Source organism: Halomonas sp. McD50-4, from assembly GCF_022348135.1.
Taxonomy (GTDB): Bacteria; Pseudomonadota; Gammaproteobacteria; order Pseudomonadales; family Halomonadaceae; genus Vreelandella; species Vreelandella piezotolerans.
The window spans coordinates 312,995-336,305 of record NZ_JAKRFG010000002.1; the positions used below are offsets into that span (position 1 = coordinate 312,995).

The following is a 23,311-nucleotide window of genomic DNA, read 5'->3' on the forward strand; positions in this document are numbered from 1 at the left end:
TTTAAGTACCGGCTTTTGAGCATGAACTGAATGAGAAACGCGTCGCAACTACGTGGTCTTAACCACGTGTATGAACAAGGGCTTCCGGCCTCCGGTCGGCGCCGCCGGCAAACGTCCCGCCCCGCCGGCAGGGCAATAGCGATGTCGTTGCATGCATGCAGCGATGCCGATACCACCCCATCAGTGCAGGGTGACCGAGAGATGCAACAAGGCATAATGGAGTTGATGTGGCGTTCCTCTCACGTTAGTGGTGGCAATGTCCACTACGTGGAAGCGCTTTACGAGCAGTACCTCGCCGATCCTGATTCTGTCTCAGACGAGTGGCGCAGCTATTTTGATCAGCTGCCGCGTCCTGAGGGCAGTGCCTCCCACGATGTTCCACTAAGCCCCATTCGTGATCAGTTCTACCAACTGGGCCGTGAAAGCCGCCCGGGCCGGGTAGCTGCCGCCTCCGACAGCGGTGAGAACAAGAAGCAGGTCAAAGTCCTGCAGCTGATCAACGCGTATCGCTTCCGTGGCCATCAGAAGGCCAATATCGACCCGCTTGGGCTGCGTAATCCCACCCCCGTTCCCGACCTCGACCTGTCGTTCCACCAGCTCTCCAAAGCTGATCTCGACACCGAGTTTCAAACCGGCTCGTTTTTCCTGGGTATCGATAAAGCGCCGCTGCGTGACATCGTCGACGCGCTGGAGCAGACCTACTGTCGCTCCATCGGTTGCGAGATCATGCACATCGTCGATACCGAAGAGAAGCGCTGGCTACAGCGTCGGTTCGAATCGGTACGCAGCGCACCCAAGTTCAGCGATGACGTGCGCAAGCACGTGCTGGAGCGGTTGACCGCAGCGGAAGGATTAGAAAACTACCTAGCGTCCAAGTACCCGGGCACCAAACGCTTCGGTCTGGAGGGTGGTGAGTCGTTCGTACCGATGATGGACGAGCTGATTCAGCGCGCCGGTGGTTACGGCACCAAAGAAGTCGTCATCGGCATGGCCCACCGTGGTCGCTTGAACCTGCTGGTCAATATCTTGGGTAAAAACCCAGCGGATTTGATCGACGAGTTCGATGGCAAGAAAGTCATCGAGCGTGGCTCCGGCGACGTCAAATATCATCAGGGCTTTAGCTCGAACGTCATGTCACCGGGTGGGGAAGTCCACCTCGCCATGTCGTTCAACCCGTCGCACCTGGAGATCGTTGCGCCGGTCGTCGAAGGGTCTGTACGCGCTCGCCAGGATCGTCGTAACGATGACGAAGGCAGCAAAGTACTGCCCATCAACGTCCATGGTGATGCTGCATTCGCCGGTCAGGGCGTGGTGATGGAGACATTCCAGATGTCTCAGACCCGTGCTTACAAGACGGGCGGCACGGTGCACATCGTCATCAATAACCAAGTGGGCTTCACCACCTCGAACCCCTTGGACGCGCGCTCTACGGAATACTGTACTGACATTGCCAAAATGGTTCAGGCGCCGATCTTCCATGTCAACGGCGACGACCCTGATGCCGTGATTCACGCGACACAAGTAGCGCTGGATTATCGTCAACAGTTCAAGAAAGACGTCGTGATCGATCTGGTGTGCTACCGTCGCCGTGGTCACAACGAGGCAGACGAGCCGTCAGGCACGCAGCCAATGATGTACGCCAAGATTAAAGACCACGCTTCCTCACGTACGCTTTACGCGCAGCGTTTGGTCGAGCAGGGCGTCATCACTGAAGACGATGCCAAGGCCATGGTAGAAACCTACCGTGATGACCTTGTCGCAGGTAATCATGTTGCCAATGCGCTGGTCCAAGAGCCCAATACTTCACTGTTCGTGGATTGGGCGCCTTACCTTGGCCACGAGTGGACCGGTGACGCCGACACCACCTTCGATATGAAGCGTCTTCAGCAGCTAGCGGCGAAGATGTGTGAAATACCGGACGGTGTCGACGTTCAGCGCCAGGTCGCCAAAATCTACGAAGACCGCCGTAAAATGCAGGCGGGCGGCATGGGGCTCAACTGGGGGTTTGCCGAAACGCTGGCGTACGCCACGTTGCTCGACCAAGGTCATCCTATCCGCATCACCGGGCAGGATGTGGGTCGTGGGACGTTCTCCCACCGTCACGCGGTCGTGCACAACCAGAAAGACGGGTCGACCTATGTACCGCTGCAGAATATGGCCGATGGTCAGCCGCGCTTTACCATCCACGACTCCTTCCTGTCGGAAGAAGCCGTGCTGGCATTCGAATACGGTTACTCGACCACCGCCCCGAATGACTTGGTCATTTGGGAAGCGCAGTTCGGTGACTTCTTCAACGGCGCTCAAGTGGTGGTCGACCAGTTCATCTCTTCCGGTGAGACCAAGTGGGGTCGCCTGTGCGGCTTGACCATGCTGCTGCCTCATGGCTATGAAGGCCAAGGGCCCGAGCACTCTTCTGCCCGTCTAGAGCGCTTCTTGCAGCTGTGCGCCGAGCACAACATGCAGGTGTGCGTACCGACGACGCCCGCGCAGATTTTCCACCTGTTGCGCCGCCAAGTGATTCGTCCGCTGCGCAAGCCGCTAGTGGTCATGTCGCCTAAGTCGCTGCTGCGCCACAAAGAAGCAGTGTCGAGCTTGGAAGATCTCGCTCACGGCAAGTTCCACATGGTACTGCCGGATCAAGCGAATCTCGACGCCAACAACGTCACCCGCGTCATTATGTGCGCAGGCAAGGTCTACTACGATCTGGCCAACTGGCGCGCTGAAAACGAGCGTGACGACACGGCGATCATTCGTCTAGAGCAGCTCTATCCCTTCCCGAAAGAAGAGCTTCTGGAAGTGCTCCAGGCGTATGCCAATGTGGAAGACATCGTATGGTGTCAGGAAGAGCCGCTGAACCAAGGCGCCTGGTACTCCAGTCAGCACCACATGCGCACCGTGGCCGATATGTTGAAAGATGGCCTTGGACGTGAGTTGAAATTCGCAGGGCGTCCTGCCTCGGCTGCTCCGGCAGCGGGCTATATGTCCGTCCACACTGAACAGCAGCGCCAGCTGGTGGAAGACGCTTTTAACCTATAAGCGCCCACCGGGTTTAGAGAACACATAAGGGAAACGACATGGCTACTGAGATCAAAGCGCCAACCTTTCCGGAATCCGTTGCCGAGGGCACTGTGGCCGCGTGGCATAAAAAGCCGGGTGACAGCGTCGAACGCGACGAGCTGATTGTTGAAATCGAAACCGACAAAGTGGTGCTCGAAGTCGTCGCACCGGAAGCGGGTACCCTGACCGACGTCATGGCCGAAGAGGGCGATACCGTTGAGTCTGAGCAAGTATTGGGCAAAATTGGCGAAGGCAACGCGTCTGCCAGCAAAGAAGATAGCTCTTCTAAAGAGAGCGCTTCTAGCGATAGCAGCGCTGAAAAAACCGAATCAAAAGCAGAGTCTAAGCCTGCTGGCGGCGGTAAAAAGCACGATGTAAAAGCCCCCAGCTTCCCTGAATCGATCCAGGAAGGCACCGTTGCCACGTGGCACAAAAAAGTTGGCGAAGCGGTCAAGCGTGACGAAGTACTCGCCGACATCGAAACCGACAAGGTCGTACTCGAAGTCGTGGCACCGGCCGACGGTGCGCTGCAAGAGATCAAGGCCGAAGAGGGCAGTCAGGTAGAGTCGGAAGCGATTCTGGCGACCTTCGTCGAAGGCGGTGGCAGCGACGAAGCCAGCACACCGAGCACCGAAGACAAGTCCGGCAGCGACGACGACGGCGCTGACGAGAAAGTCGGCGACAAGATCCTGGCACCGGCGGCACGTAAAATGGTGGCCGAGCACGATCTGGACGTGTCCAAGATCGAAGGTACCGGCAAAGGCGGTCGTATTCTGAAAGAAGACGTTCAGAAAGCCGTCAAAGAGGGCTCGGCAAAGAAAGCGACCAAGTCCTCGGCGCCGAAGAAAGCCGCGGCGGCCCCGGCAGTCGAAGGTGATCGCGTCGAAAAACGTGTGCCGATGACGCGCCTGCGCAAGACCATTGCCAAACGCTTGGTCGAAGCCCAGCAGACGGCGGCGATGCTGACCACTTACAACGAAGTGGACATGGGCGCGGTCATGAACCTGCGCGCGCAGTACAAAGATACTTTCCTGAAGATGCATGACACCAAGCTTGGCTTCATGGGCTTCTTCGTGAAAGCCGCCTCGGAAGCTCTCAAGCGCTTCCCGGATGTCAATGCGTCCATTGACGGTGACGAGATCGTCTATCACGGCTATCAGGATATCGGTGTGGCGGTGTCTACCGACCGTGGCCTGGTGGTGCCAGTACTGCGTGATACCGACAGCATGAAAATTGCCGACGTCGAACGCACCATCGTCGACTTCGGTAAGCGTGGTCGTGATGGCAAGCTGGGCATGGACGACATGATCGGCGGCACCTTCACCATCACTAATGGTGGTATCTTTGGCTCGCTGATGTCGACCCCGATCATCAACCCGCCGCAAACCGCTATCCTGGGGATGCACAAGATCCAGGAACGCCCGATGGCGGTGAACGGTAAGGTCGAAATTCGCCCGATGATGTATCTGGCACTCTCTTACGACCACCGCATGATCGACGGCAAAGACGCGGTACAATTCCTGGTTACGATTAAAGAGCTGCTGGAAGACCCGGCTCGTCTGCTGCTGGACGTATAACGAAGCGCGCTGATCCGCCTTCGCTAGTGTTGAGCACGCTGAGTTAATCGCACACAGCCTCCTACCCGCTGTCATCCACCCGGGAGGAGGCCACCAAGCTAAAGGAGCCAACATGGCTGACAAGTTTGACGTGATCGTTATTGGTGCAGGCCCTGGTGGCTACGTAGCGGCTATCCGCGCTGCGCAGCTGGGTCTGAAAGCCGCCTGTGTTGAAAAATGGATCGGTAAAGAAGGTAACGTCGTTCACGGCGGTACCTGCTTGAATGTCGGTTGTATCCCGTCCAAAGCGCTGCTTGAAGCCTCGCACAAGTTCGTCGAAGCCAAGCACGATTTCGACGACATGGGTATCGAAGCCGGCGACGTGACCATGGACGTCAAGAAGATGATGGCGCGCAAGGACAAGATCGTTAAGAACTTGACCGGCGGCATCTCTGGCCTGTTCAAAGCCAATGGTGTTACGGCCATCGAAGGTACCGGTAAAGTCATCTCTGGCAAGCAAGTCGAAGTCACCGACCTCGACGGCAATACCACGACGTACGACGCCGATAACATCGTCATCGCGGCAGGCTCCGTGCCGGTGGAAATCCCGCCGACCCCGCTGACCGAAGGCCTAATCGTCGATTCCACCGGCGCCCTGGAGTTCCAGGAAACGCCGAAGCGTCTTGGCGTCATTGGCGCGGGCGTCATCGGCCTGGAGCTGGGCAGCGTATGGAACCGTCTGGGTTCTGAAGTCACCGTGCTGGAAGCGATGGACTCCTTCCTGCCGATGGTCGACACCGCGATTGCCAAAGAGACCCAGAAACTGCTCAAGAAGCAGGGGCTGGACATCAAATTGGGTGCCCGTGTGACCGGTTCGGAAGCGAACGGTGACGAAGTCGTCGTCAAGTACACCGATGCCAACGGCGAACAAGAGATGACCTTCGACAAGCTGATCGTTTGCGTTGGCCGTCGCCCCTACACCAAAGGCGTGATTGCCGATGGCGTGAGCGTCGAGCTGGACGAGCGTGGTTTCATCTTCGTCGACGACCAGTGCCGTACCAACGTGCCGGGCGTTTACGCCATCGGCGACTGTGTACGCGGCCCGATGCTGGCGCACAAAGCGTCCGAAGAGGGCATTATGGTGGCGGACATCATCGCTGGCCACAAAGCCGAGATGAACTACGACACCATCCCGAACGTGATCTACACCTTCCCGGAAGTGGCGTGGGTCGGTATGACCGAGCAAGATGCCAAGGCCAAAGGCATTGAGGTCAAAACCGGCAGCTTCCCATTCGCCGCCAGCGGCCGTGCCATGGCGAACAATGCCACCGAAGGTAGCGCCAAGATCATTGCCGATGCGGAAACCGACCGTATTCTCGGTATGCACATCGTCGGTCAGCACGCCGGCGAAATGATCGCTCAAGGCGTGATTGCGATGGAATTCGGCTCTAGCGCCGAAGACCTCGCGCTGACCTGCTACGCGCACCCGACCATGTCGGAAGCCGTGCACGAAGCTGCTCTTGCGGTAGAAGGCCATGCGATTCATATGGCGAACCGTAAGAAGCGCAAGTAATTCGCTAAGCAACAACCAAGCGCCACCGTCAGGTGGCGCAACACTTTCAGCCCCGCGCGGTAATGTGCTGGCCACTGAAAGTACGGGGATGGTCAGGGCGGTACAGATACACTGTCACGCCAGCTGATCATCGTTCGAGTCACATGCAACCAATGGCATGAATCGATGAACCTTCACGAGTATCAAGGCAAGCAGCTGTTTGCCGATTATGGTCTGCCAGTGTCCAAAGGCTTTGCCGTGGACACTCCCGAAGAAGCTGTAGAAGCGTGTAAAAAAATCGGCGGCGACATGTGGGTTGTCAAAGCCCAGGTTCACGCTGGCGGCCGCGGTAAAGCGGGCGGCGTCAAGCTGATCAAAGACCCGGCAGAAGCCAAAACCTTCGCCGAGCAGTGGCTGGGCAAGAACCTAGTGACTTACCAGACTGACGAAAAAGGTCAGCCGGTTGCCAAGATTCTGGTAGAGACCTGCACCAACATCGCCGACGAGCTCTACCTGGGCGCGGTCGTTGACCGTACCACTCGTCGCGTCGTGTTCATGGCTTCCACCGAAGGCGGTGTCGAGATCGAAACCGTTGCTGAAGAGACGCCTGAGAAGATCCTCAAAGCAGAAATCGATCCGCTGGTTGGCGCACAGCCCTACCAAGCGCGTGAACTGGCCTTTGCGTTGGGTCTCGAAGGCGATCAGGTGAAACAGTTCACCAAGATCTTCCTGGGTCTCTCCAAGCTGTTCCACGACAAAGATCTGGCACTGCTCGAGATCAACCCGCTGGTCATCACTGACGAAGGCAACCTGCACTGCTTGGATGCCAAACTGGGGCTCGACAGCAACGCCCTGTACCGTCATCCAGACCTGCAGGCCATGCGCGATCCTTCCCAGGAAGATCAGCGTGAAGCCGACGCGGCGAAGTGGGAGCTGAACTATGTTGCCCTCGACGGTAACATCGGTTGCATGGTCAACGGCGCAGGCCTGGCCATGGGCACCATGGATATCGTCAACCTGAGTGGCGGCAAGCCCGCTAACTTCCTGGACGTTGGCGGCGGCGCGACCAAAGAGCGCGTTGCAGAAGCGTTCAAGATCATCCTGTCTGACGACAACGTCAAAGCCGTTCTGGTGAACATCTTCGGCGGTATCGTTCGTTGCGACATGATTGCGGAAGGCATCATCGGTGCCGTCGAGCAAGTGGGCGTCAACGTCCCGGTGGTCGTTCGTCTGGAAGGTAACAACGCTGAATTGGGCGCTGAGAAACTGGCGTCTAGCGGTCTGAACATCATCGCTGCTACCAGTCTGACCGACGCGGCTCAGCAGGTTGTCAAAGCAGCGGAGGGCAAGTAATGAGCATCCTGATCGATAAGAACACCAAGGTCATCTGCCAAGGTTTCACCGGTGGCCAGGGCACGTTCCACTCCGAGCAGGCGATTGCCTATGGCACGCAGATGGTCGGTGGTGTCACGCCGGGCAAAGGCGGCCAGACGCACCTGGGCCTGCCCGTTTTCAACACCGTGAAAGAAGCGGTCGAGAAAACCGGTGCAGAGGCCAGCGTGATCTACGTACCGGCACCGTTCTGCAAAGACTCGATCCTTGAAGCTGCAAATGCTGGCATCAAGCTGATCGTGTGCATCACCGAAGGCATCGCGACCCTCGACATGCTCGACGCAAAAGTCAAATGCGACGAGCTGGGCGTACGCCTGATCGGCCCGAACTGCCCGGGTGTGATCACTCCCGGTGAGTGCAAAATCGGTATCATGCCGGGTCACATCCATCAGCCAGGCCGCGTCGGTATCGTGTCTCGCTCTGGTACCCTGACCTATGAAGCCGTTAAGCAGACCACTGATCACGGTTTCGGTCAGTCTACCTGTGTCGGTATCGGCGGCGACCCGATTCCGGGTTCTAACTTCATCGACATCCTGGAGATGTTCGAGAAAGACCCGAAAACCGAAGCAATCGTGATGATCGGCGAAATCGGCGGCACCGCCGAAGAAGAAGCCGCGGCTTACATCAAAGCCAACGTGTCGAAGCCGGTGGTTTCCTACATTGCCGGCGTGACGGCACCTCCTGGCAAGCGTATGGGCCACGCGGGTGCCATCATCTCTGGTGGTAAAGGGACTGCCGATGAAAAATTTGCGGCTCTAGAAGACGCCGGTGTCAAAACCGTTCGTTCTTTGGCGCAAATTGGCGATGCGTTGAAAGAAGTCACCGGCTGGTAAGCCGCGCACTTTTTTCATGACGCTGAAAAGGGCACCCTCGGGTGCCCTTTTTGCGTTCGTGAGGGTCAAGGAAAGCGGTGGGGCGGCTTGCGCTGACGCAGCAGACGCGCGCTGTAGAGCAGTAGCAGCGGCGCGCCGGCGGCGAGGTAAAGGTGGTAGCTAATCAGCCGCCAAACCAGCACAGCGGCAGCGGCCTGCTCCCTGCCCATCAAAGGCAGCAGCAAGCTTCCCACCCCCACTTCAGCCGCTCCCGCGCCGCCAGGCAGAAAGCTGAACTGGCTGGCGGCCATGGCCAGCATCTGAGTCAAAAACGTCCACAGCCAGTCGGCATGCCCGCCGATGCCAATCACTGCTAGGTAAAGCAAGCTGTAGCGCAGTAGCCAGTGCAGGGTCGTCAGCGCCAGCATTGCTGCCAGCGTGCCCTTGGGGAGCGCTAACGTCATACGCAACGCATGGCGGCAGCGTAACAGTCGCCTGACCAGCCAGCGCCGTCGGCTTGGGCGTAGCCAAGCCAGCCACTGACGACGCGACCGTAGCAGCTTGGGTAAATATCCCATGATCAGCGAGACGCCTACGGCTAGCAGCGCCAATCCCAGCAATGAAAGCTGTACCAGGCCCTGGTGCGGCCACTGGGCATCACCGACTACCGACATCGCCACCAAGCCGCTCAGCATCACTAGGAAGAACAGCAGGTCACAGCCCTGGTCGATGAGAAAGACCGCCGTGCCTTTCGAGGGTGAAAATCCCCGCTGGGCAAGCAGTAACAGCAGGGTGGCCGGACCGCCGCTGCCGCCTGGCGTCGCGCAGAGCGCGCACTTCGCTGCCAGCTCGATGCCCAGCGCGCCGCGCTGTCCAAGCTGGCCAGCGCGGCCGTTCAGCATCAGGCGTAGCCGGGCGGCGTTCAAGTTCCAGCACAGCGCCGCCATGGCGATCATCAGAACCAGCAAGCCAATGGGGAATTGCGCCACATGGTCGAACGCTCGGCTGCCCCCGGCCAGTGAGGTGAGCACCAGCGGTGCCACCAGGGCAGCGAGCAGCAACACACCGTGTAGCGGACGAAAACGTAGCAGCCGTTGGGCGTTAGCGGCGGACGGCACGGGCATCGGGCTGTTCGAGTCCGCATAGGTCGATGTAGTGCGTCAGCAGCGAGCCAATCACACTATCCCAACTGAACTGTCGCTCGACATAGTGGCGTGCATAGCGACCGCTCGCGGCGATGTCGTTGCTAAATAGTGCTGCGCAGGCGTCAGCCATGGCATCTGGGTCCAGCGGCTGGCAGAGCACGCCCGCGCCCAGCGGTACGTTCTCGATCAGCGCACCCGCCCGCGCACCAATGACTGGCAGGCCGCTGGCCATTGCTTCCTGAGCCACTAGCCCAAAGGTTTCGCGGGTGCCGGCATGCAGTAACGCATCGCTACTGGCCAGCGCCCTTGCCACTTCATGGCTGCCGCAGCAGCGGTTCACCACCGTGACATTGCTGGGCACCTGCGTTGGCATGCCCGGCCCCATTAGTAGCAGATGATAGTCGCTGCCCAGCGCTCGCATGGTGGCGAGTAAAACGTCGATGTTCTTTTCTCGCGAGAAGCGACCGACGAATATCAGTAGTTTCTTATCGTCAGGTACACCCATGGCTGCACGGAAGCCAGGGTCGCGCCTTGAAGGGTGGAACTGCACTAAATCGACCCCTAACGACTGCACGCGTACGTTGGGTACGCCCCACTCGGTGAGACGGTTGGCCATGGCGTGGCAGGGGGCGAGTACGCTATCGAAGCGCTGGTACAGATCTACCACGTAGCGAACCAGCCGTTGGTGGACGTGTCGTCCAAAACGGTCCCCCATTAAGTTAGGTAAGTCGGAGTGGTAGAAACCCACCACTGGCACACCTAGCCGCTGGCCAGCCTCTAGCGCGGCCCAGGCGGTCACATACGGATCACCTGCTTCGATCAACGTGGGTGAGAGGTCTACCAAGGCTTCTCGCCAAGGACGGCGGCGCAGCGGAAATCGATAACCCTGCCCAAGCGGCAGGTGCAGCGCCGACAGCGTATGGTGGTCGCCCAAACTATCGCGTTCGGCCCCCGGCACCAGCAGGCTGGTTCGCAGGTTGGGGCTGCGCGAAAGCACGCGATGTTTAGCCTGTAAGTAGGTGCGAACGCCGCCACTTGCCGGGGCGTGGAACATGGTCACATCGGCGATGTGCAAGGTAACCTCCGAGCCACATGAGTGTCATCGAATTACCTTAGGGTAGAAATAAGTCAGTTCTGCGACAACGTCACCGTGCAGCAGAAATAAAAACGCCACGGCAAAGCCGTGGCGCGAACACGTGTTGGCTGCGTTTAGGCAGCAGGTTTGGCGACCAGCGATCGTGTCTCTTCGCGAGCTTCGGTCAGTGAGACACGCAGGCTATCGCCCAGCTTGAAGCGCTCCTCGCCCTCGATCTGAATGCGGCCCTCTTTGTCATCGATGACCACTTTATCGCGGTCACTGTGCATCAAGGGGGCGGGCACGAACGCCGTCGCGCCGTTTTCTATCAGACGAACCCGCATACCGCCACGGTTGATCGCCATGATTTCGGCGTCGAAGGTGTCCTGATTCTGCGCCGCCGGGGTCAGGTAGCGCACGTAAAGCCAATCTTTTACGTCGCGTTCAGCCATACGATTCAGACGGCGGCGCTCGGTGAGCTGCTCGGTGAGCTGCTGGCTGGCTTCTGCCGGAGCCTGCTCGCCCTTGAGCACACGCTTGATCAAGCGGTGGTTGACCATATCGCCGTACTTACGAATCGGCGAGGTCCAGGTGGCGTAGGCGGGCAGCCCCAGCCCAAAATGCGGGCCAGGCTGGGCCGACATGCTGGTGAAGCCCTGGAAACGGCGCAGGCGCGCATCCAGCCAAGCGTCGTCGCGGCTCTCAAGCGCACGCTTGAGTTCCTTATAGTGAGCCAGTTCGGTCAAGGCCTGTTGATCGACGACGATTTCCTGAGTGGCGAGGAACTCTTGGGCCGCTTCGGCTTTTTCCGGCTCGAAAGCGCGGTGGACGTTGAAGACGCCGTGGCCGATATGGCTGGCCAGGAAGTCCGCGCAGCAGGCGTTGGCGGCAATCATCGACTCTTCGATCATGCGGTTGGCAATGCGACGGTCTTCGGTGCGAATGCCCAGCACGTTGCCCGCTTCATCCAGATCGAAGACGTAATCAGGACGATCTTTGAAGACCAGTGCGTGCTCGTTACGCCATGCAGTGCGAGCTTCCGTCAAGGCCTGCAGCGCCTTCAGCTGCTCGGCAATCTCCTCGGCCGGTGCCCAGTCGCCCTGGCCTTCGATCCAGTCGGAGACGCGCTCGTACACCAGCTTCGCATGGGACGTCACGTTGGCCGCGAAGAAGCGGTAGTCGCCCAGGCTGCCGTCGGCATGAATGGTCAGCGTGCAGGCAAGGGCTGGGCGCTCTTGGCCTTCCCACAGCGAGCACAAGTCGTCCGCCAACTGCTCGGGCAGCATGGTGACGTTCTGGCCCGGCAGGTAGACGGTAAATGCGCGAGTGCGCGCTTCCAGATCGGCGGCGTGGCCCTCTTCCACATAGGCGGTGGGGTCGGCAATGGCCACGCTCAACTGCCAGCCGCCTTCGGGACGGGCCACCACATATAGGGCATCGTCCATGTCTCGCGTCTTTTCGCCGTCGATGGTAAAGAAGGGCTGTGCGGTGAGGTCTTCCCGCGTCAGTCCCTCGTCGCGTAGCGGCCAATCGCTGCCAGCATCCGGGCACTCTTGTTCCAGCGCGTGGCGAGCAAGCGTCACGCGCCAAGGTACGGCAGGGTCGTCGGCTTTGGCCACCAACTCATCGATCTGGGAGAAGAAGCCGCGGTCGTTCTCTTTTAGTGGGTGGCGTACCAAGCGCGCCACGACCCAGTCGCCATCGCCAATGCTATTTTCGTCGAGGCTGTTTTTTATACGTGCTTTCAACACGTTGCGAATCGAAGGGTGGTCCGGCACCACCGCCAGGCGGCCGTCGCGTTTTTGCACACGTGCCACGAAGCGGTCCAAACCGGCTTCGATGAGCTTTTCCGGCTCGACCGACTTCTTATCGCCGTTTTCGTGTATGACGGCTTCCACGCGATCACCGTGCAGTACCTGCTTCATGGCGGGAGGTGGCACGAAATAGGAGTCGCCGCTGTCGGTTTCAAGAAACCCAAAGCCTTTTTCGGTAGCTTTGATCACCCCTTCGGCGCGAGGAGTCGTTTCACGGATCTGTTGCTTGAGCTGGGCAAGCAGGGAGTTGTTTTGAAGCATGTGTTCGATCAGTTGGCGAGAGTAGGGTGCCACTATACGGATTCCCACTGGCCGCGCCAATCGTTGCCCTGGGGGAAGTGGCGGTGGGCACGACAGGTCAATGGCTTACTTACGCTTGGCTGAATCGGTTAAGCTGAGTAGATCGACCGCTAAGGCGACTAACGTACAAGGAGCGCGCTTATGACCCCACGCCTGATCGTTTCCGACCTGGACGGTACGCTGCTGGGCAGCGACCACCGGTTACATGACAGCACCGTCGAGGTGCTGCGTAGGCTGGTACAGCAGGGGCACCATCTGGCGCTGGCCTCCGGCCGCCATTACCACGATATGCGCGTATTCCGTGACGAATTGGGCGTCCCTGCCCACCTGATCAGTACTAATGGGGCGTACACCCATGATCCCGCGGATAGCTTGGTCAGCGCGTCCCATCTCGATCCGGCTCATGCCCGCACGCTGATTCAATTACCCCGACCACCCCAAGTGCGTCTCAGTCTTTACCGCGAGGTAGGCTGGCATGTGGATGCCCACGCGCCACATCTGCTGTCATTACATGCCTCAACGGGCTTTCGCTATGAGGTCGTGCCGCCCGATCAGATGGACGCCAACGGCGTGGGTAAAGTGCTCTATTTAGGCGACCCGGAAGCGCTAGCAGAGCTGGAAGCTCAGGCCCAGGCCGCCCACGGCGATGGGCTGCACATTACCTACTCCACGGTGGACTCGTTAGAGATCATGGCGGGCGGGGTCAACAAAGGCGTGGCATTGGCGGCGCTACTGGAGTCGCTGGGGCTCACCGCCGCCGACTGCTTAGCCTTCGGAGATAACCTCAACGACACTGAAATGCTTACCTTGGCAGGTGAAGCCCAGGTGATGGCCAACGCCCATCCGGCGCTGTTCGATCGCGTGCCAAGAGCCCAGCGCATCGGCCACCACGGCGAAGCGGCGGTGGCGTCGTTCCTGAAGCAGCGCTTTGGGCTTTAGCATTTTTGCTGCCATTATCACTCTGCCACCTTAGTCGAGAGCCGCTTGCGGTAGGCGATACGCTCCACCATCATCTAGCCCCTAAAACGATAATAACCTAGGGGCCCTTTCTACGATGACTACCACACCTGCGACCTTGATGGTGGTCGACGATGATCCGGAAATCCGCGAGCTACTGGCGGATTACCTGGGGCGACACGGTTACCACGTGCGGACCGCCGAAGACGCGAACACGCTTTACTCACAGCTTGCCGAGCGAACACCCGATTTGCTGATCGTCGATGTGATGATGCCGGGGGATGACGGCTTCACCATTTGCCGGGAGCTGCGCAAAACCAGCGACACGCCGATCATCATGCTCACCGCCAGCGCCGACGATACCGACCGCATCTTGGGGCTGGAATTAGGGGCCGACGACTATATCGGCAAACCCTTCAACCCTCGTGAGCTGCTGGCGCGTATCAAAGCGGTACTGCGCCGCACGCGCACGGCTGCCTCGGCGGCCGCCCCTCATGAAGCGCGTTGGGTACGCTTTGGTGAGTGGCAACTCGACCGCATGACGCGTGAACTGGTCGGTCACAACGGCGAGCGCACCGCGCTGTCGGGGGCAGATTTTCAGCTGCTTCAGGTGTTCTTGGAGCGTCCCGCCCAGGTGATCACTCGCGATGATCTCTATACCTTGACCCGAGGCCGTGATGCGCCGCCGCTGGATCGTTCGATTGATGTGCACGTCTGTCGGCTACGCCAGCGGCTAGGTGAGGATGCCCAGCATTCACAGTTGATTCGTACCGTACGCGGGGCGGGCTACGTGCTCACGGCCAGGGTAGAACCAACGTCGTGAGGGCGTGGCGACGTTGGCTGAAACGACGTTCACGCTGGCTGCCCGGCAGCCTGCGCGGGCGCTTTGTCATCATCATGATTGCTGGGGTGCTGGCCGCTCAGGTGGCCAGCTATACCATCTGGACCTCTCAAGTGCGCGCCAGCCAGCTTGAACAGCTCGATGAGCTCTCCAGCAATATGGCGTTTAGCATTGCCTCCACCATGAAATTTTTCCGTTCGCTGCCGGTGGACTATCGGCATATCGTGCTGGATCAGCTGCGTAGCATGGGCGGCACGCGTTTTTTCGTCAGCGTAAACGAGCGGCGTATCCCCGTCGTGGACATCGGCAACGGTCCGGAAAAAACAGTGGTGGTGAATAACGTTCGCACCATTCTGACTCAGCAGCTCTCGATTGACGATGTGGTGGTGGAGTTTTCCCGCCCGGAAACCCTGCGGGTATTCAATAACGAAGTGCTGCTCCACGATCTGCCGCCCCGTTGGGGCCAGCATAGCCTGTTGATGGAGCCGCTATCGCCGCCGATTCTGGTGGTGCAGTTGGAGTTGGCCCCGGATACTTGGCTCTATGTGGCCACGCTGCTGGGCGTGCCGGATATCTTCAGCGGCTACCGCTGGCTCTCGGAAGAGCGGCTGCTGGCGGGCATCGTCGTGCTGCTCACCGTGCTGGCGCTGTCGTTATTGGGTATTACCAGCGTCACGAGGCCGCTGGCTAGACTTTCTCGGGCGGCGCGTCAGCTCGGCGACGACCTGGATAGCCCGCCGCTGAAAGAGAGTGGCCCCAAGGAAGTAGCAGCTACCGCAGTGGCGTTCAATCGTATGCAGCGGCGTATTCGCGAGCAGGTGGAGGAGCGCGAGAGGCTCTTCTCAGCGATCTCCCACGACTTGAAAACGCCGATTACCCGCATGCGCTTACGGGCTGAAATGCTGGATGACCCACTTCAGCGCGAACGCTTCTGCGCCTCGCTGGACGAGCTGTCCGAGCTGGTCAAAGGCGCGCTGGCCTCGGTCAAGGGGTTAGACCTGCATGAAGAGCCGCAGCCAACGGATCTCTACGCGCTAACGATTGAACTGGCCGAGGCGCTGCGCTTGCAGGGGGGCGACGTGCAGGTGGCCGGGCAGGTGGCGCCACTCACGGTCAAGCCGCTGGCGATGAAGCGCTGCCTGGCGAACCTGTTAGAAAATGCGGTGTTTTACGGCCAGCGGGCGAGGGTAACGCTGGAAGAGCAGTCGGGCGTGGTGCGCCTACATATTCACGACAGTGGCCCTGGCATTCCTGAGGATCAGCTTGGCCGCGTGTTTTCACCCTTTGTACGCCTGGAGGTGTCCAGAAGCCGCCACACCGGTGGAAGCGGCCTGGGGCTAGGCATTGCGCGGCATATCGCCCGTGCCCATGGGGGCGATATTACCCTTGCCAACCACCCCGTAGGCGGCCTGCTGGCCACGCTTACGCTGCCTCGCCAAACCAGCGTTACAGACTTGTAATAAATCGCTAACACTATGCAGGACTCGGTAACTCCCGTTGTGGGCGCAGGTGACGTACTCTGCGATGAGCCGCCTCTCAACGAAGCGCGGCGCGATAACCGCGATAAAAACGGCGCTCTCGCCGTTTACCCATCATCGTTATCCCTATAAAAACAACAGCAGGAGCAACTCATGCGTCATTTGTTACCCGTCTTCAAAAAATCCGCCCTCGCGCTGGCCCTTGCCGCCGGTACGGCCCTGGCAAGCACCGCGCAGGCCAATGAGGTCGAAGTGCTGCACTGGTGGACGTCCGGTGGTGAAGCCCGCGCAGCCAACGTTCTCAAAGAGCTACTCGAAGCCGAAGGTTACGGCTGGCAGGATTTCGCTGTGGCCGGCGGTGGCGGTGAAACCGCCATGACAGTGCTCAAATCCCGTGCCATGTCAGGTAACCCACCCTCCGCCGCGCAAATTAAAGGCCCGGAAATTCAGGAGTGGGGCGAGCTTGGCCTGCTAGGTGACTTAAATGAAGTGGCGGATGCCGAAGGCTGGAACGACCTGTTACCAGAAATTGTGGCCGATATTATGCGTTATGACGGCCAGTACGTAGCCGTGCCCGCAAACGTACACCGGGTTAACTGGCTGTGGGCCAACCCAGACGTGCTGGAAGCCGCTGGCGTAGAAATGCCCACCACCCTCGACGAGCTGTTTGCCGCCGGGGAAGCGATTCGTGAAGCAGGCTTTGTGCCGCTCGCCCACGGTGGCCAGTCCTGGCAGGACGCCACCGTGTTTGAAAGCGTGGTGTTAGGTAGTCAAGGCACCGAGTTCTATCAGCAGGCGCTGGTGGAGCTAGACCCAGAAGCCCTGGGAGGCGAGCAGATGGTCGCCGCACTGGAAGATTTCAAACGCCTGCGCGAGCTGATGGACGAAGGCATGCCGGGCCGCGATTGGAACATTGCCACCGCGATGGTGATCGAGGGCGTGGCTGGTTTCCAGTTGATGGGTGACTGGGCGAAGGGGGAGTTCACCGCTGCAGGCATGACCGCCGGTGAAGACTACCTGTGCGCCGCCGCTCCGGGCACCGAAGACGCCTTTACCTTCAACATCGACAGCCTGGCGATGTTCCGCGTGTCCGATGATGCCGAGCGTGAAGCTCAGCACACGCTGGCGCGTTTGGTGCTTGAACCCACCTTCCAGGAAGCCTTCAACCTTGCCAAAGGCTCCATTCCCGCGCGCCCTGACCTGGATATGAGCGAGTTCGATAGCTGCGCCCAGCAGTCAATGGACGATTTCCAGAGCACTGCCGATGAAGGCGGATTAGTGCCCAGTATGGCTCACGGTATGGCCGTACGTGCCGACGTTCAGGGAGCCATCTTTGACGTCGTGACCAACTACTTCAACGACGCCGATATGCCCGCCGAAGAAGCGGCCCAGCGACTGGTCAGCGCCGCAGAAGCTGCCTCGTTCTAAGCGCGGCACCATTGGCAATAGCGCAAGTACGCGCTGAACGTACGCAACCAGCGCCGCCGCAACGGCGGCGCTAGCGGTTGACTGGCGAGGAATTCCCCATGAGCGAAACCCCAACGCACACCGCGTTGCGGCCAACGGCCTCTGGTCGGCTGCAGGCCTGGCTGCCAAGGCTAGTGCTGGCACCCTCGGTGGCGGTGTCTCTGTTTTTTGTTTACGGCTTTATGCTGTGGACCTTTGTCTTATCACTCACCAGCTCGCGTATGCTGCCCAGCTACGATTTTGTCGGGTTTGGCCAGTATGCGCGGCTGATGGCCAACGAGCGCTGGTGGGTGGCGTCTACCAATCTGATGATCTTTGGCACGCTGTTTATCGTGATCTGCTTAGTGCTGGGGGCACTGCTGGCGATGCTGTTGGATCAAAAGATTCGTCAGGAGGGCGCGCTACGCACGGTGTATCTCTACCCCATGGCGCTGTCGTTCATTGTTACGGGGGTCGTGTGGAAGTGGCTGCTGAACCCGCAGCTAGGCATTCAGGCCATGGTGCGCAGCTGGGGCTTCGAGTCGTTCGAGTTCGACTGGATCGTCGATCCGGATATGGCGATCTACACCTTGGTGATTGCCGCCGTTTGGCAGGCCTCTGGCTTCGTGATGGCGCTCTTTCTCGCCGGGCTGCGCGGTATCGACGATAGCATTATCAAAGCCGCCCAGCTCGATGGCGCGAGCCTGCCGCGCATTTACTGGCGGGTGGTCATGCCCTGCCTGCGCCCGGTGGTGTTCAGCGCGGTGATGATTCTGGCCCACATTGCCATCAAGAGTTTTGACTTGGTCGTCGCGCTCACCGGCGGCGGGCCGGGTTATGCAACGGACCTGCCGGCCACGTTCATGTATACCCATGCGTTCAACCGGGCGCAGATCGGGCTGGGGTCGGCCAGCGCCATGCTGATGCTCGGTGGGGTGTTGGCCATCCTGATTCCTTACCTCTACTCCGAATTAAGGAGCCGCAAACATGGCTAATGTGATTCGTCGCCAAACGCCTGCGGCCAAGTTATGGCGTGGCGTGCTGTACGCGGTCCTGGTCATCGCCGCGCTGTTCTACGTGCTGCCGTTGGTGGTCATGCTGATGACCTCCATTAAACCGTTGAGCGAAATCAGCGCCGGGTCGCTGCTGTCGTTACCGCAAAATCCGACGCTGGCCCCCTGGGCAAAAGCCTGGGGTGAAGCCTGCACCGGTATGCGCTGCGACGGCGTGGGTGGTTATTTTTGGAACTCCTTTGCCATCGTCATTCCTGCGGTGCTGATCTCCACCGCCGTGGGAGCGCTGAACGGCTATGCGCTGACAAAATGGCGCTTCAAAGGCTCCGAGCTGGTCTTCGCGCTGATGCTGTTCGGCTGCTTTATTCCGTTTCAGGTGGTGCTACTGCCCATGGCGCAAACCCTGGGCTGGCTGGGGCTCTCTAGCTCTCGAGCGGGGCTGATCCTGGTGCACGTAGTGTTTGGTATCGCCTTTACCACGCTGTTTTTCCGTAACTTCTACGTGGGGATTCCTAACGAGTTGGTCTCGGCGGCCAAGCTGGACGGAGCCGGGTTCTTCCGTATTTTTTGGCGCATCCTGTTGCCGGTGTCGGCGCCCATCATCGTGGTGTCGGTGATTTGGCAGTTCACCCAAATCTGGAACGATTTCCTCTTTGGCGTGGCGTTCTCGGCACACAACACTCAGCCAGTCACGGTGGCGCTCAATAATCTGGTGAACACCTCCACCGGCGTGCGCGAATACAACGTCGATATGGCCGCCGCCATGATTGCCGCACTGCCCACCCTAGTGGTGTACGTGCTGGCGGGTAAATACTTCGTACGCGGGCTCACGGCAGGCTCCGTAAAGGGCTAATAACAACTAGGTGCATGGCAGTCGCAGGTAGAGGTCAGCATCACCCCGTAGCGGGGGTCTTTCGCCAGGACGGCGAAAGTAGCGCCCAGGGAAGGGTTTACAGCGCCCCCGCCAAGGGGTGATCTGACCGGTGCCAATGCGCTTCTTGCCAGCCCCCTTAGAACAGGATTTTGATCATGGCAGCGTTAGAGATTCACAACGTACGCAAAGAGTTTGGCAGCGAGCGGGTGCTGAAAGATGTCAGCATCTCCATCGATTCCGGCGAGTTTTTGATTCTGGTGGGGCCATCCGGCTGTGGGAAATCCACGCTGATGAATGCCATCGCCGGGCTTGAGCCGGTCACCAGCGGCAATATCTATATCGACGGTGAGGACGTCACTTGGCGCACCCCCGCCGAGCGCGATATTGCCATGGTGTTCCAATCCTACGCCCTGTACCCCAGCATGACCGTGCGCCAAAACATCAGCTTTGGTTTAGAGATGCGCAAAGTGCCCAAGGCCGAGCGGGAAGCCGCCGTGGAGCGGGTGGCCGATCTGCTGCAAATCTCCCACCTGCTAGAGCGCAAGCCCGCCCAGCTCTCCGGCGGCCAGCGCCAGCGGGTGGCCATGGGGCGTGCCCTGGCGCGGGAGCCCAAAGTCTATCTTTTTGACGAGCCGCTCTCGAACCTGGACGCCAAGCTGCGCGTGGATATGCGCACCGAGATCAAAAAGCTTCACCAGCGCCTGGGCACCACTATCGTTTACGTTACCCACGATCAGGTAGAAGCCATGACCCTGGCAGACTGTATCGCGGTGATGCGTGACGGGCATATTCTGCAGTTGGGCAGCCCCGATGAGGTCTACAACAATCCGGTGGATATGTTCGTGGCGGGCTTTATGGGCTCGCCGTCGATGAACTTCATCCGCGCCACGCTGGAAGCCGACGGCGATGGCTATGCACTGCGCATTGCCACCCCCGACGAAGCCGACCTGCTGCTGCCCTGGCCAACGGCCCGCCATACCGCAGAGCTGGTGGAGCAGCTCGACAAGCCGGTGATTCTGGGTCTACGGCCCGAGCACTTTAGCGAAGAGGACCTGCGCCTCAGCGAGCAAGCCGAAGGTACGCTGTTGGACGCCAAGGTGAGCGTGGTGGAACCGACCGGTGCCGATATTCTGCTGCGCCTGCCGCTGGGTGAGCAGGAGATTACCGCGCGGGTCGGGCCCAAATGTGAGGTATCACCCGGGGAGCGCTTGGCGCTGAGGGTCGATATGTCCCGAGCGGTGCTGTTCGATGCCGAAACCGAGCAGCGGCTGGCGTGAGCCGCTGGGTGAGCGGTATTAATCGCGGTGACGCGCGGCGGGGGCGGGCTCTTTGTCGAGCCGCTTGATCTGCCGCCAGAGGTCTTGGCGAAGGTCGGCTAATTTGGGCTGCTCCTCTGGCGTAAAGGCCACCGGGCGGCACAGCCGCTGGGCACGCAGCCCCAGGCGGGCGCTCAGCAACCCGGTCGCCAAGCCCTGGCCTGCTCGCGCCGAAAGGCGGCCTGCCAAGTCCAGCGAGAGCATGTCCATGCTGGCATCGGTGGCCAGTTCGCTGGCGCCTGCAAAGGCCATGTTGTGCAGCACGTGGCGAAATAGCCGCAGGCGGCTGGCGTAGCCAAGCTCCAGCCCGTACAGACGGCTCAGCCGATCCACCATGGCCAGGCTGCGCCACGCTACCAGCGCCATGTCCACCAGGGTCAGCGGGGAAACCGCCACCATGATGGCGGTTTCCCCCGACATCCGGGTAATCAACCGCTGAGCTTCCCGGTCACGGGGGGCCAGCAGGTGGTAGCGCAGCAGGGTTTGAATCTCTTCCCCGCTATGGTGCGGCTGGCACGCCCGCTGGAAGGCCAGCCAGTGAGGATCATCGTTGCTCAGCGCGAGCTGCTGTTTCAATTGAACGGCCATCGCCTGGGCCTGCTGGCTGGAACGCTGGGGAAGCTCGGCTAGGTTGGCCCGTAGCTGATCGTGCCGCTTTAAGCGCCGCAAACGGCCCAGCTCCTTGAGAAGCGATACGCCGCCCAAGCCAATCAGGCTAATCCCAAACAGCTGCCACGCCATCGTCATCCACTGGGACTGGGACAGCGCGTCAGGAATGCCGGTTGCCAGCTCTACCGTGCCGAGTGTGGCTCCGCCTGCCAAGGCGAACATCAGCCCCCAGCGGCGCTTGCGGGGCGCGCCTAGGGTCTCTTCCGGCAGTGCTTTGAGTTCGGCTTGGGTCGCCAGCGGCTGGTGCGATTCAGTCGCCGAAAAGCGTTCGTGCTGGCGCAGGGTTTCCGGGGTAGGTTCGGGCGGCGCTTCGGTGTGGAAGTCGCGGCGGGGCTGAGGGTTGCTCATGTCAGTTTGTCTCCAATCAGCCAGTCAATCGCGGCGTCCATACGGATGTGGGGCAGTGCCTCGCTATCGGCGGGCATCGGGCGGAAGCTGGGGAAATCAAACCCTTGCTGCTGCCAAAAATCGGCTTTGGGCAGGCGGCTGGGCACATCGCCGGGGTACACCAACACGTCTTCGCCTTCTAACGTGGTGCCTTTCAGCGCTGGCGTTCGCTTGCCATCATGCAGCACTTCGCGGGCCTCGGTGGTGCGAATGGCCGCCAGCGACAGCGCTTTCACCGGGATATCGGCAAAGCGTAAGTCTTTCAATGGCTCCGCCAGCAGCGCTTCCAACAGCTGCACGACATGGGGGTGCTGATCGGGCGTTACGTGGTCCGCTTTGGTCGCGGCAATGGCGAGGCGATCGATTTTGGGAGCGAACAGGCGGGTCAGCAAGCTGCGCTTGCCGTAATCAAAGCTCTTCATCAGCTGTTGCAGCGCGCGGGAAAGATCCTCGAAACGCTCCGGCCCGGCGTTGAGCGCGCCCAGCACGTCCACCAGCACGATCTGGCGGTCAAAGCGGCGGAAGTGGTCGCGGTAGAAGGGGCGCACCACCTGCTGCTGATAGTAGCGAAAACGCGCCGCCAGGGTGGCGTAGAGGCTCGACTCGGGCAGCGCGTCGAGGGTTTCTTTGGGAGTATCTAATCCGGGCAGCGGGAAGAACTGCAGTACCGGTGCGCCATCCAGCTCGCCGGGCAGCAAAAAACGCCCCGGCTGCAGGTCAGAAAAGCCCGCCTGCTTGGCACGCCGTAGGCCCAATGCGTAGGCCTCGGCCAGCGTGGCGAGCTGCGCTTCATCGGCTTCCGCCGTGGGGTCTAGCTGCTCTGCTTCGGCCAACCATTCGCTAAACAGCGCTCGGCGATGGGGGCCTTCGTGCTGGGCTTGGCTCTGGCTCCAACTATAGAAGTCGTGCTGCAGCAGCGGTAAATCCAGCAGCCATTCGCCAGGGTAGTCGAACAGGTCCAGTGTCAGGTGAGCGATATCCGGCGTGAACCAGCCCTGTTGGGCAGGGCGGTAGCGCAGCTGCAAGCGAAGCTCGCTGATACCCCGAGTAGGCTCTGGCCAGCGCGGCGGTGTGTCTCTCAGCGAGGCCATGCCGGGGTCGTAAGGGAAACGCGGCACCCCTAGGTCAGGCTGATTCAAACGCTGCGCGCCTAGCAATCGCCCTTCGCGGGCAACCGATAACAGGTCTAATCGTGCTTCTACGCCTGCATGGCGCAGTTGGTTTACTAGCGAGGTCAAAAAGGCCGTTTTTCCTGCTTGCGACAGCCCCGTGACCGCCAGCCGCAGCTGCCGGTCTCGGCCTCGCTCCAATAGGTTGCTCAATTCGCGGCTCAGCGGCTGGCGCATCCTGTCGCTTCCTTGGTTGGGTAGGGCGTTCGAATGAGATAAGCGCGCTAGCGCTGCCACATCAAGACCAGCTGAGAGAGCATGGGCAGGGTCGCAATGATGAAGCCAACGACCGCAAGGCTATAGCCGGGCCAGTGGCGCTGCATTTTTTGCGCAAGGGTCAAACCCACCAAGCACACCACCATGCCGATTAGGTTAAAGGCCAGCGTGGCGGCCTCCAGCCATTGCTGCGGATCCATCGTCTCTCCTTGGGGATATTGGTGGCCTGATCATAGCAAAGC

The 23,311-nt window shown here is 60.1% G+C and carries 18 protein-coding genes; 12 read left to right on the top strand and 6 right to left on the bottom strand.

Annotated elements, in window-relative coordinates:
* Positions 1 to 201: 201 nt before the first annotated feature.
* From MHM85_RS04085 to sucD, 5 genes are all read left to right on the top strand, one after another.
* Positions 202 to 3,036 (top strand): 2-oxoglutarate dehydrogenase E1 component, encoded by a 2,835-nt coding sequence (locus tag MHM85_RS04085; protein ID WP_139525439.1) that lies wholly within the window; start codon positions 202 to 204, stop codon positions 3,034 to 3,036.
* A gap of 38 nt (positions 3,037 to 3,074) precedes the next feature.
* A complete protein-coding gene (gene odhB / locus MHM85_RS04090; RefSeq protein WP_139525440.1) occupies positions 3,075 to 4,634 on the top strand; it encodes a 2-oxoglutarate dehydrogenase complex dihydrolipoyllysine-residue succinyltransferase in 1,560 nt (519 codons plus the stop codon).
* A 112-nt stretch (positions 4,635 to 4,746) separates the two neighbouring features.
* Positions 4,747 to 6,186, top strand: a complete 1,440-nt coding sequence (gene lpdA, locus MHM85_RS04095; protein ID WP_139525441.1) for a dihydrolipoyl dehydrogenase — start codon at positions 4,747 to 4,749, stop codon at positions 6,184 to 6,186.
* 165 nt (positions 6,187 to 6,351) lie between these two features.
* Entirely contained in the window at positions 6,352 to 7,518 is a 1,167-nt protein-coding gene (sucC, locus tag MHM85_RS04100) for an ADP-forming succinate--CoA ligase subunit beta (RefSeq protein ID WP_016914526.1), read from the top strand.
* Positions 7,518 to 8,390, top strand: coding sequence for a succinate--CoA ligase subunit alpha (gene sucD / locus MHM85_RS04105; RefSeq protein WP_044627828.1), 873 nt, complete (start codon positions 7,518 to 7,520; stop codon positions 8,388 to 8,390). Before sucC ends, sucD begins: the two co-directional genes overlap by 1 nt.
* A gap of 65 nt (positions 8,391 to 8,455) precedes the next feature.
* On the opposite strand, the gene MHM85_RS04110 is transcribed toward sucD, so the two are convergent.
* The 3 genes from MHM85_RS04110 to MHM85_RS04120 form a co-directional block, all read right to left on the bottom strand.
* A complete protein-coding gene (locus MHM85_RS04110) occupies positions 8,456 to 9,493 on the bottom strand; it encodes a lysylphosphatidylglycerol synthase transmembrane domain-containing protein (protein ID WP_239285091.1) in 1,038 nt (345 codons plus the stop codon).
* Positions 9,471 to 10,589: a glycosyltransferase family 1 protein gene (locus MHM85_RS04115; RefSeq protein WP_139525443.1), complete on the bottom strand. Its 1,119-nt coding sequence runs from the start codon at positions 10,587 to 10,589 to the stop codon at positions 9,471 to 9,473. The genes MHM85_RS04110 and MHM85_RS04115 overlap by 23 nt, the downstream gene beginning before the upstream one ends.
* A 134-nt stretch (positions 10,590 to 10,723) precedes the next feature.
* Entirely contained in the window at positions 10,724 to 12,664 is a 1,941-nt protein-coding gene (locus tag MHM85_RS04120; RefSeq protein ID WP_239285164.1) for an exoribonuclease II, read from the bottom strand.
* A gap of 180 nt (positions 12,665 to 12,844) precedes the next feature.
* On the opposite strand from MHM85_RS04120, the gene MHM85_RS04125 reads away from it, so the two are divergent.
* From MHM85_RS04125 to MHM85_RS04155, 7 genes are all read left to right on the top strand, one after another.
* Entirely contained in the window at positions 12,845 to 13,642 is a 798-nt protein-coding gene (locus tag MHM85_RS04125; RefSeq protein ID WP_139525444.1) for a Cof-type HAD-IIB family hydrolase, read from the top strand.
* 115 nt (positions 13,643 to 13,757) lie between these two features.
* On the top strand, positions 13,758 to 14,483 hold the full coding sequence (locus MHM85_RS04130; protein ID WP_153842319.1) for a response regulator: 726 nt from the start codon (positions 13,758 to 13,760) through the stop codon (positions 14,481 to 14,483).
* Positions 14,484 to 14,557: 74 nt separating this feature from the next.
* On the top strand, positions 14,558 to 15,961 hold the full coding sequence (locus MHM85_RS04135; protein ID WP_239285166.1) for an ATP-binding protein: 1,404 nt from the start codon (positions 14,558 to 14,560) through the stop codon (positions 15,959 to 15,961).
* Between the two features lie 171 nt (positions 15,962 to 16,132).
* Positions 16,133 to 17,407 (top strand): ABC transporter substrate-binding protein, encoded by a 1,275-nt coding sequence (locus MHM85_RS04140; protein ID WP_239285093.1) that lies wholly within the window; start codon positions 16,133 to 16,135, stop codon positions 17,405 to 17,407.
* 98 nt (positions 17,408 to 17,505) lie between these two features.
* Positions 17,506 to 18,420 carry a sugar ABC transporter permease gene (locus MHM85_RS04145; RefSeq protein ID WP_139525447.1) on the top strand — a complete coding sequence of 305 codons (915 nt, stop codon included), beginning with the start codon at positions 17,506 to 17,508 and terminating at the stop codon, positions 18,418 to 18,420.
* Positions 18,413 to 19,291, top strand: a complete 879-nt coding sequence (locus MHM85_RS04150; RefSeq protein WP_239285095.1) for a carbohydrate ABC transporter permease — start codon at positions 18,413 to 18,415, stop codon at positions 19,289 to 19,291. The genes MHM85_RS04145 and MHM85_RS04150 overlap by 8 nt, the downstream gene beginning before the upstream one ends.
* A 176-nt stretch (positions 19,292 to 19,467) precedes the next feature.
* Entirely contained in the window at positions 19,468 to 20,589 is a 1,122-nt protein-coding gene (locus MHM85_RS04155; protein ID WP_239285097.1) for an ABC transporter ATP-binding protein, read from the top strand.
* A gap of 18 nt (positions 20,590 to 20,607) precedes the next feature.
* Here MHM85_RS04155 and MHM85_RS04160 read toward each other — a convergent pair whose 3' ends face one another.
* Genes MHM85_RS04160 through MHM85_RS04170 form a run of 3 tightly spaced genes read right to left on the bottom strand, consistent with a single transcriptional unit; the run spans position 20,608 to position 23,269 of the window.
* Complete coding sequence (locus MHM85_RS04160) at positions 20,608 to 21,645, bottom strand: TIGR01620 family protein (protein ID WP_239285099.1); 1,038 nt, start codon at positions 21,643 to 21,645, stop codon at positions 20,608 to 20,610.
* A complete protein-coding gene (locus tag MHM85_RS04165) occupies positions 21,642 to 23,030 on the bottom strand; it encodes a YcjX family protein (protein ID WP_239285101.1) in 1,389 nt (462 codons plus the stop codon). The genes MHM85_RS04160 and MHM85_RS04165 overlap by 4 nt, the downstream gene beginning before the upstream one ends.
* Positions 23,031 to 23,077: 47 nt before the next feature.
* Positions 23,078 to 23,269 carry a hypothetical protein gene (locus MHM85_RS04170; RefSeq protein WP_239285103.1) on the bottom strand — a complete coding sequence of 64 codons (192 nt, stop codon included), beginning with the start codon at positions 23,267 to 23,269 and terminating at the stop codon, positions 23,078 to 23,080.
* Positions 23,270 to 23,311 lie beyond the last annotated feature (42 nt).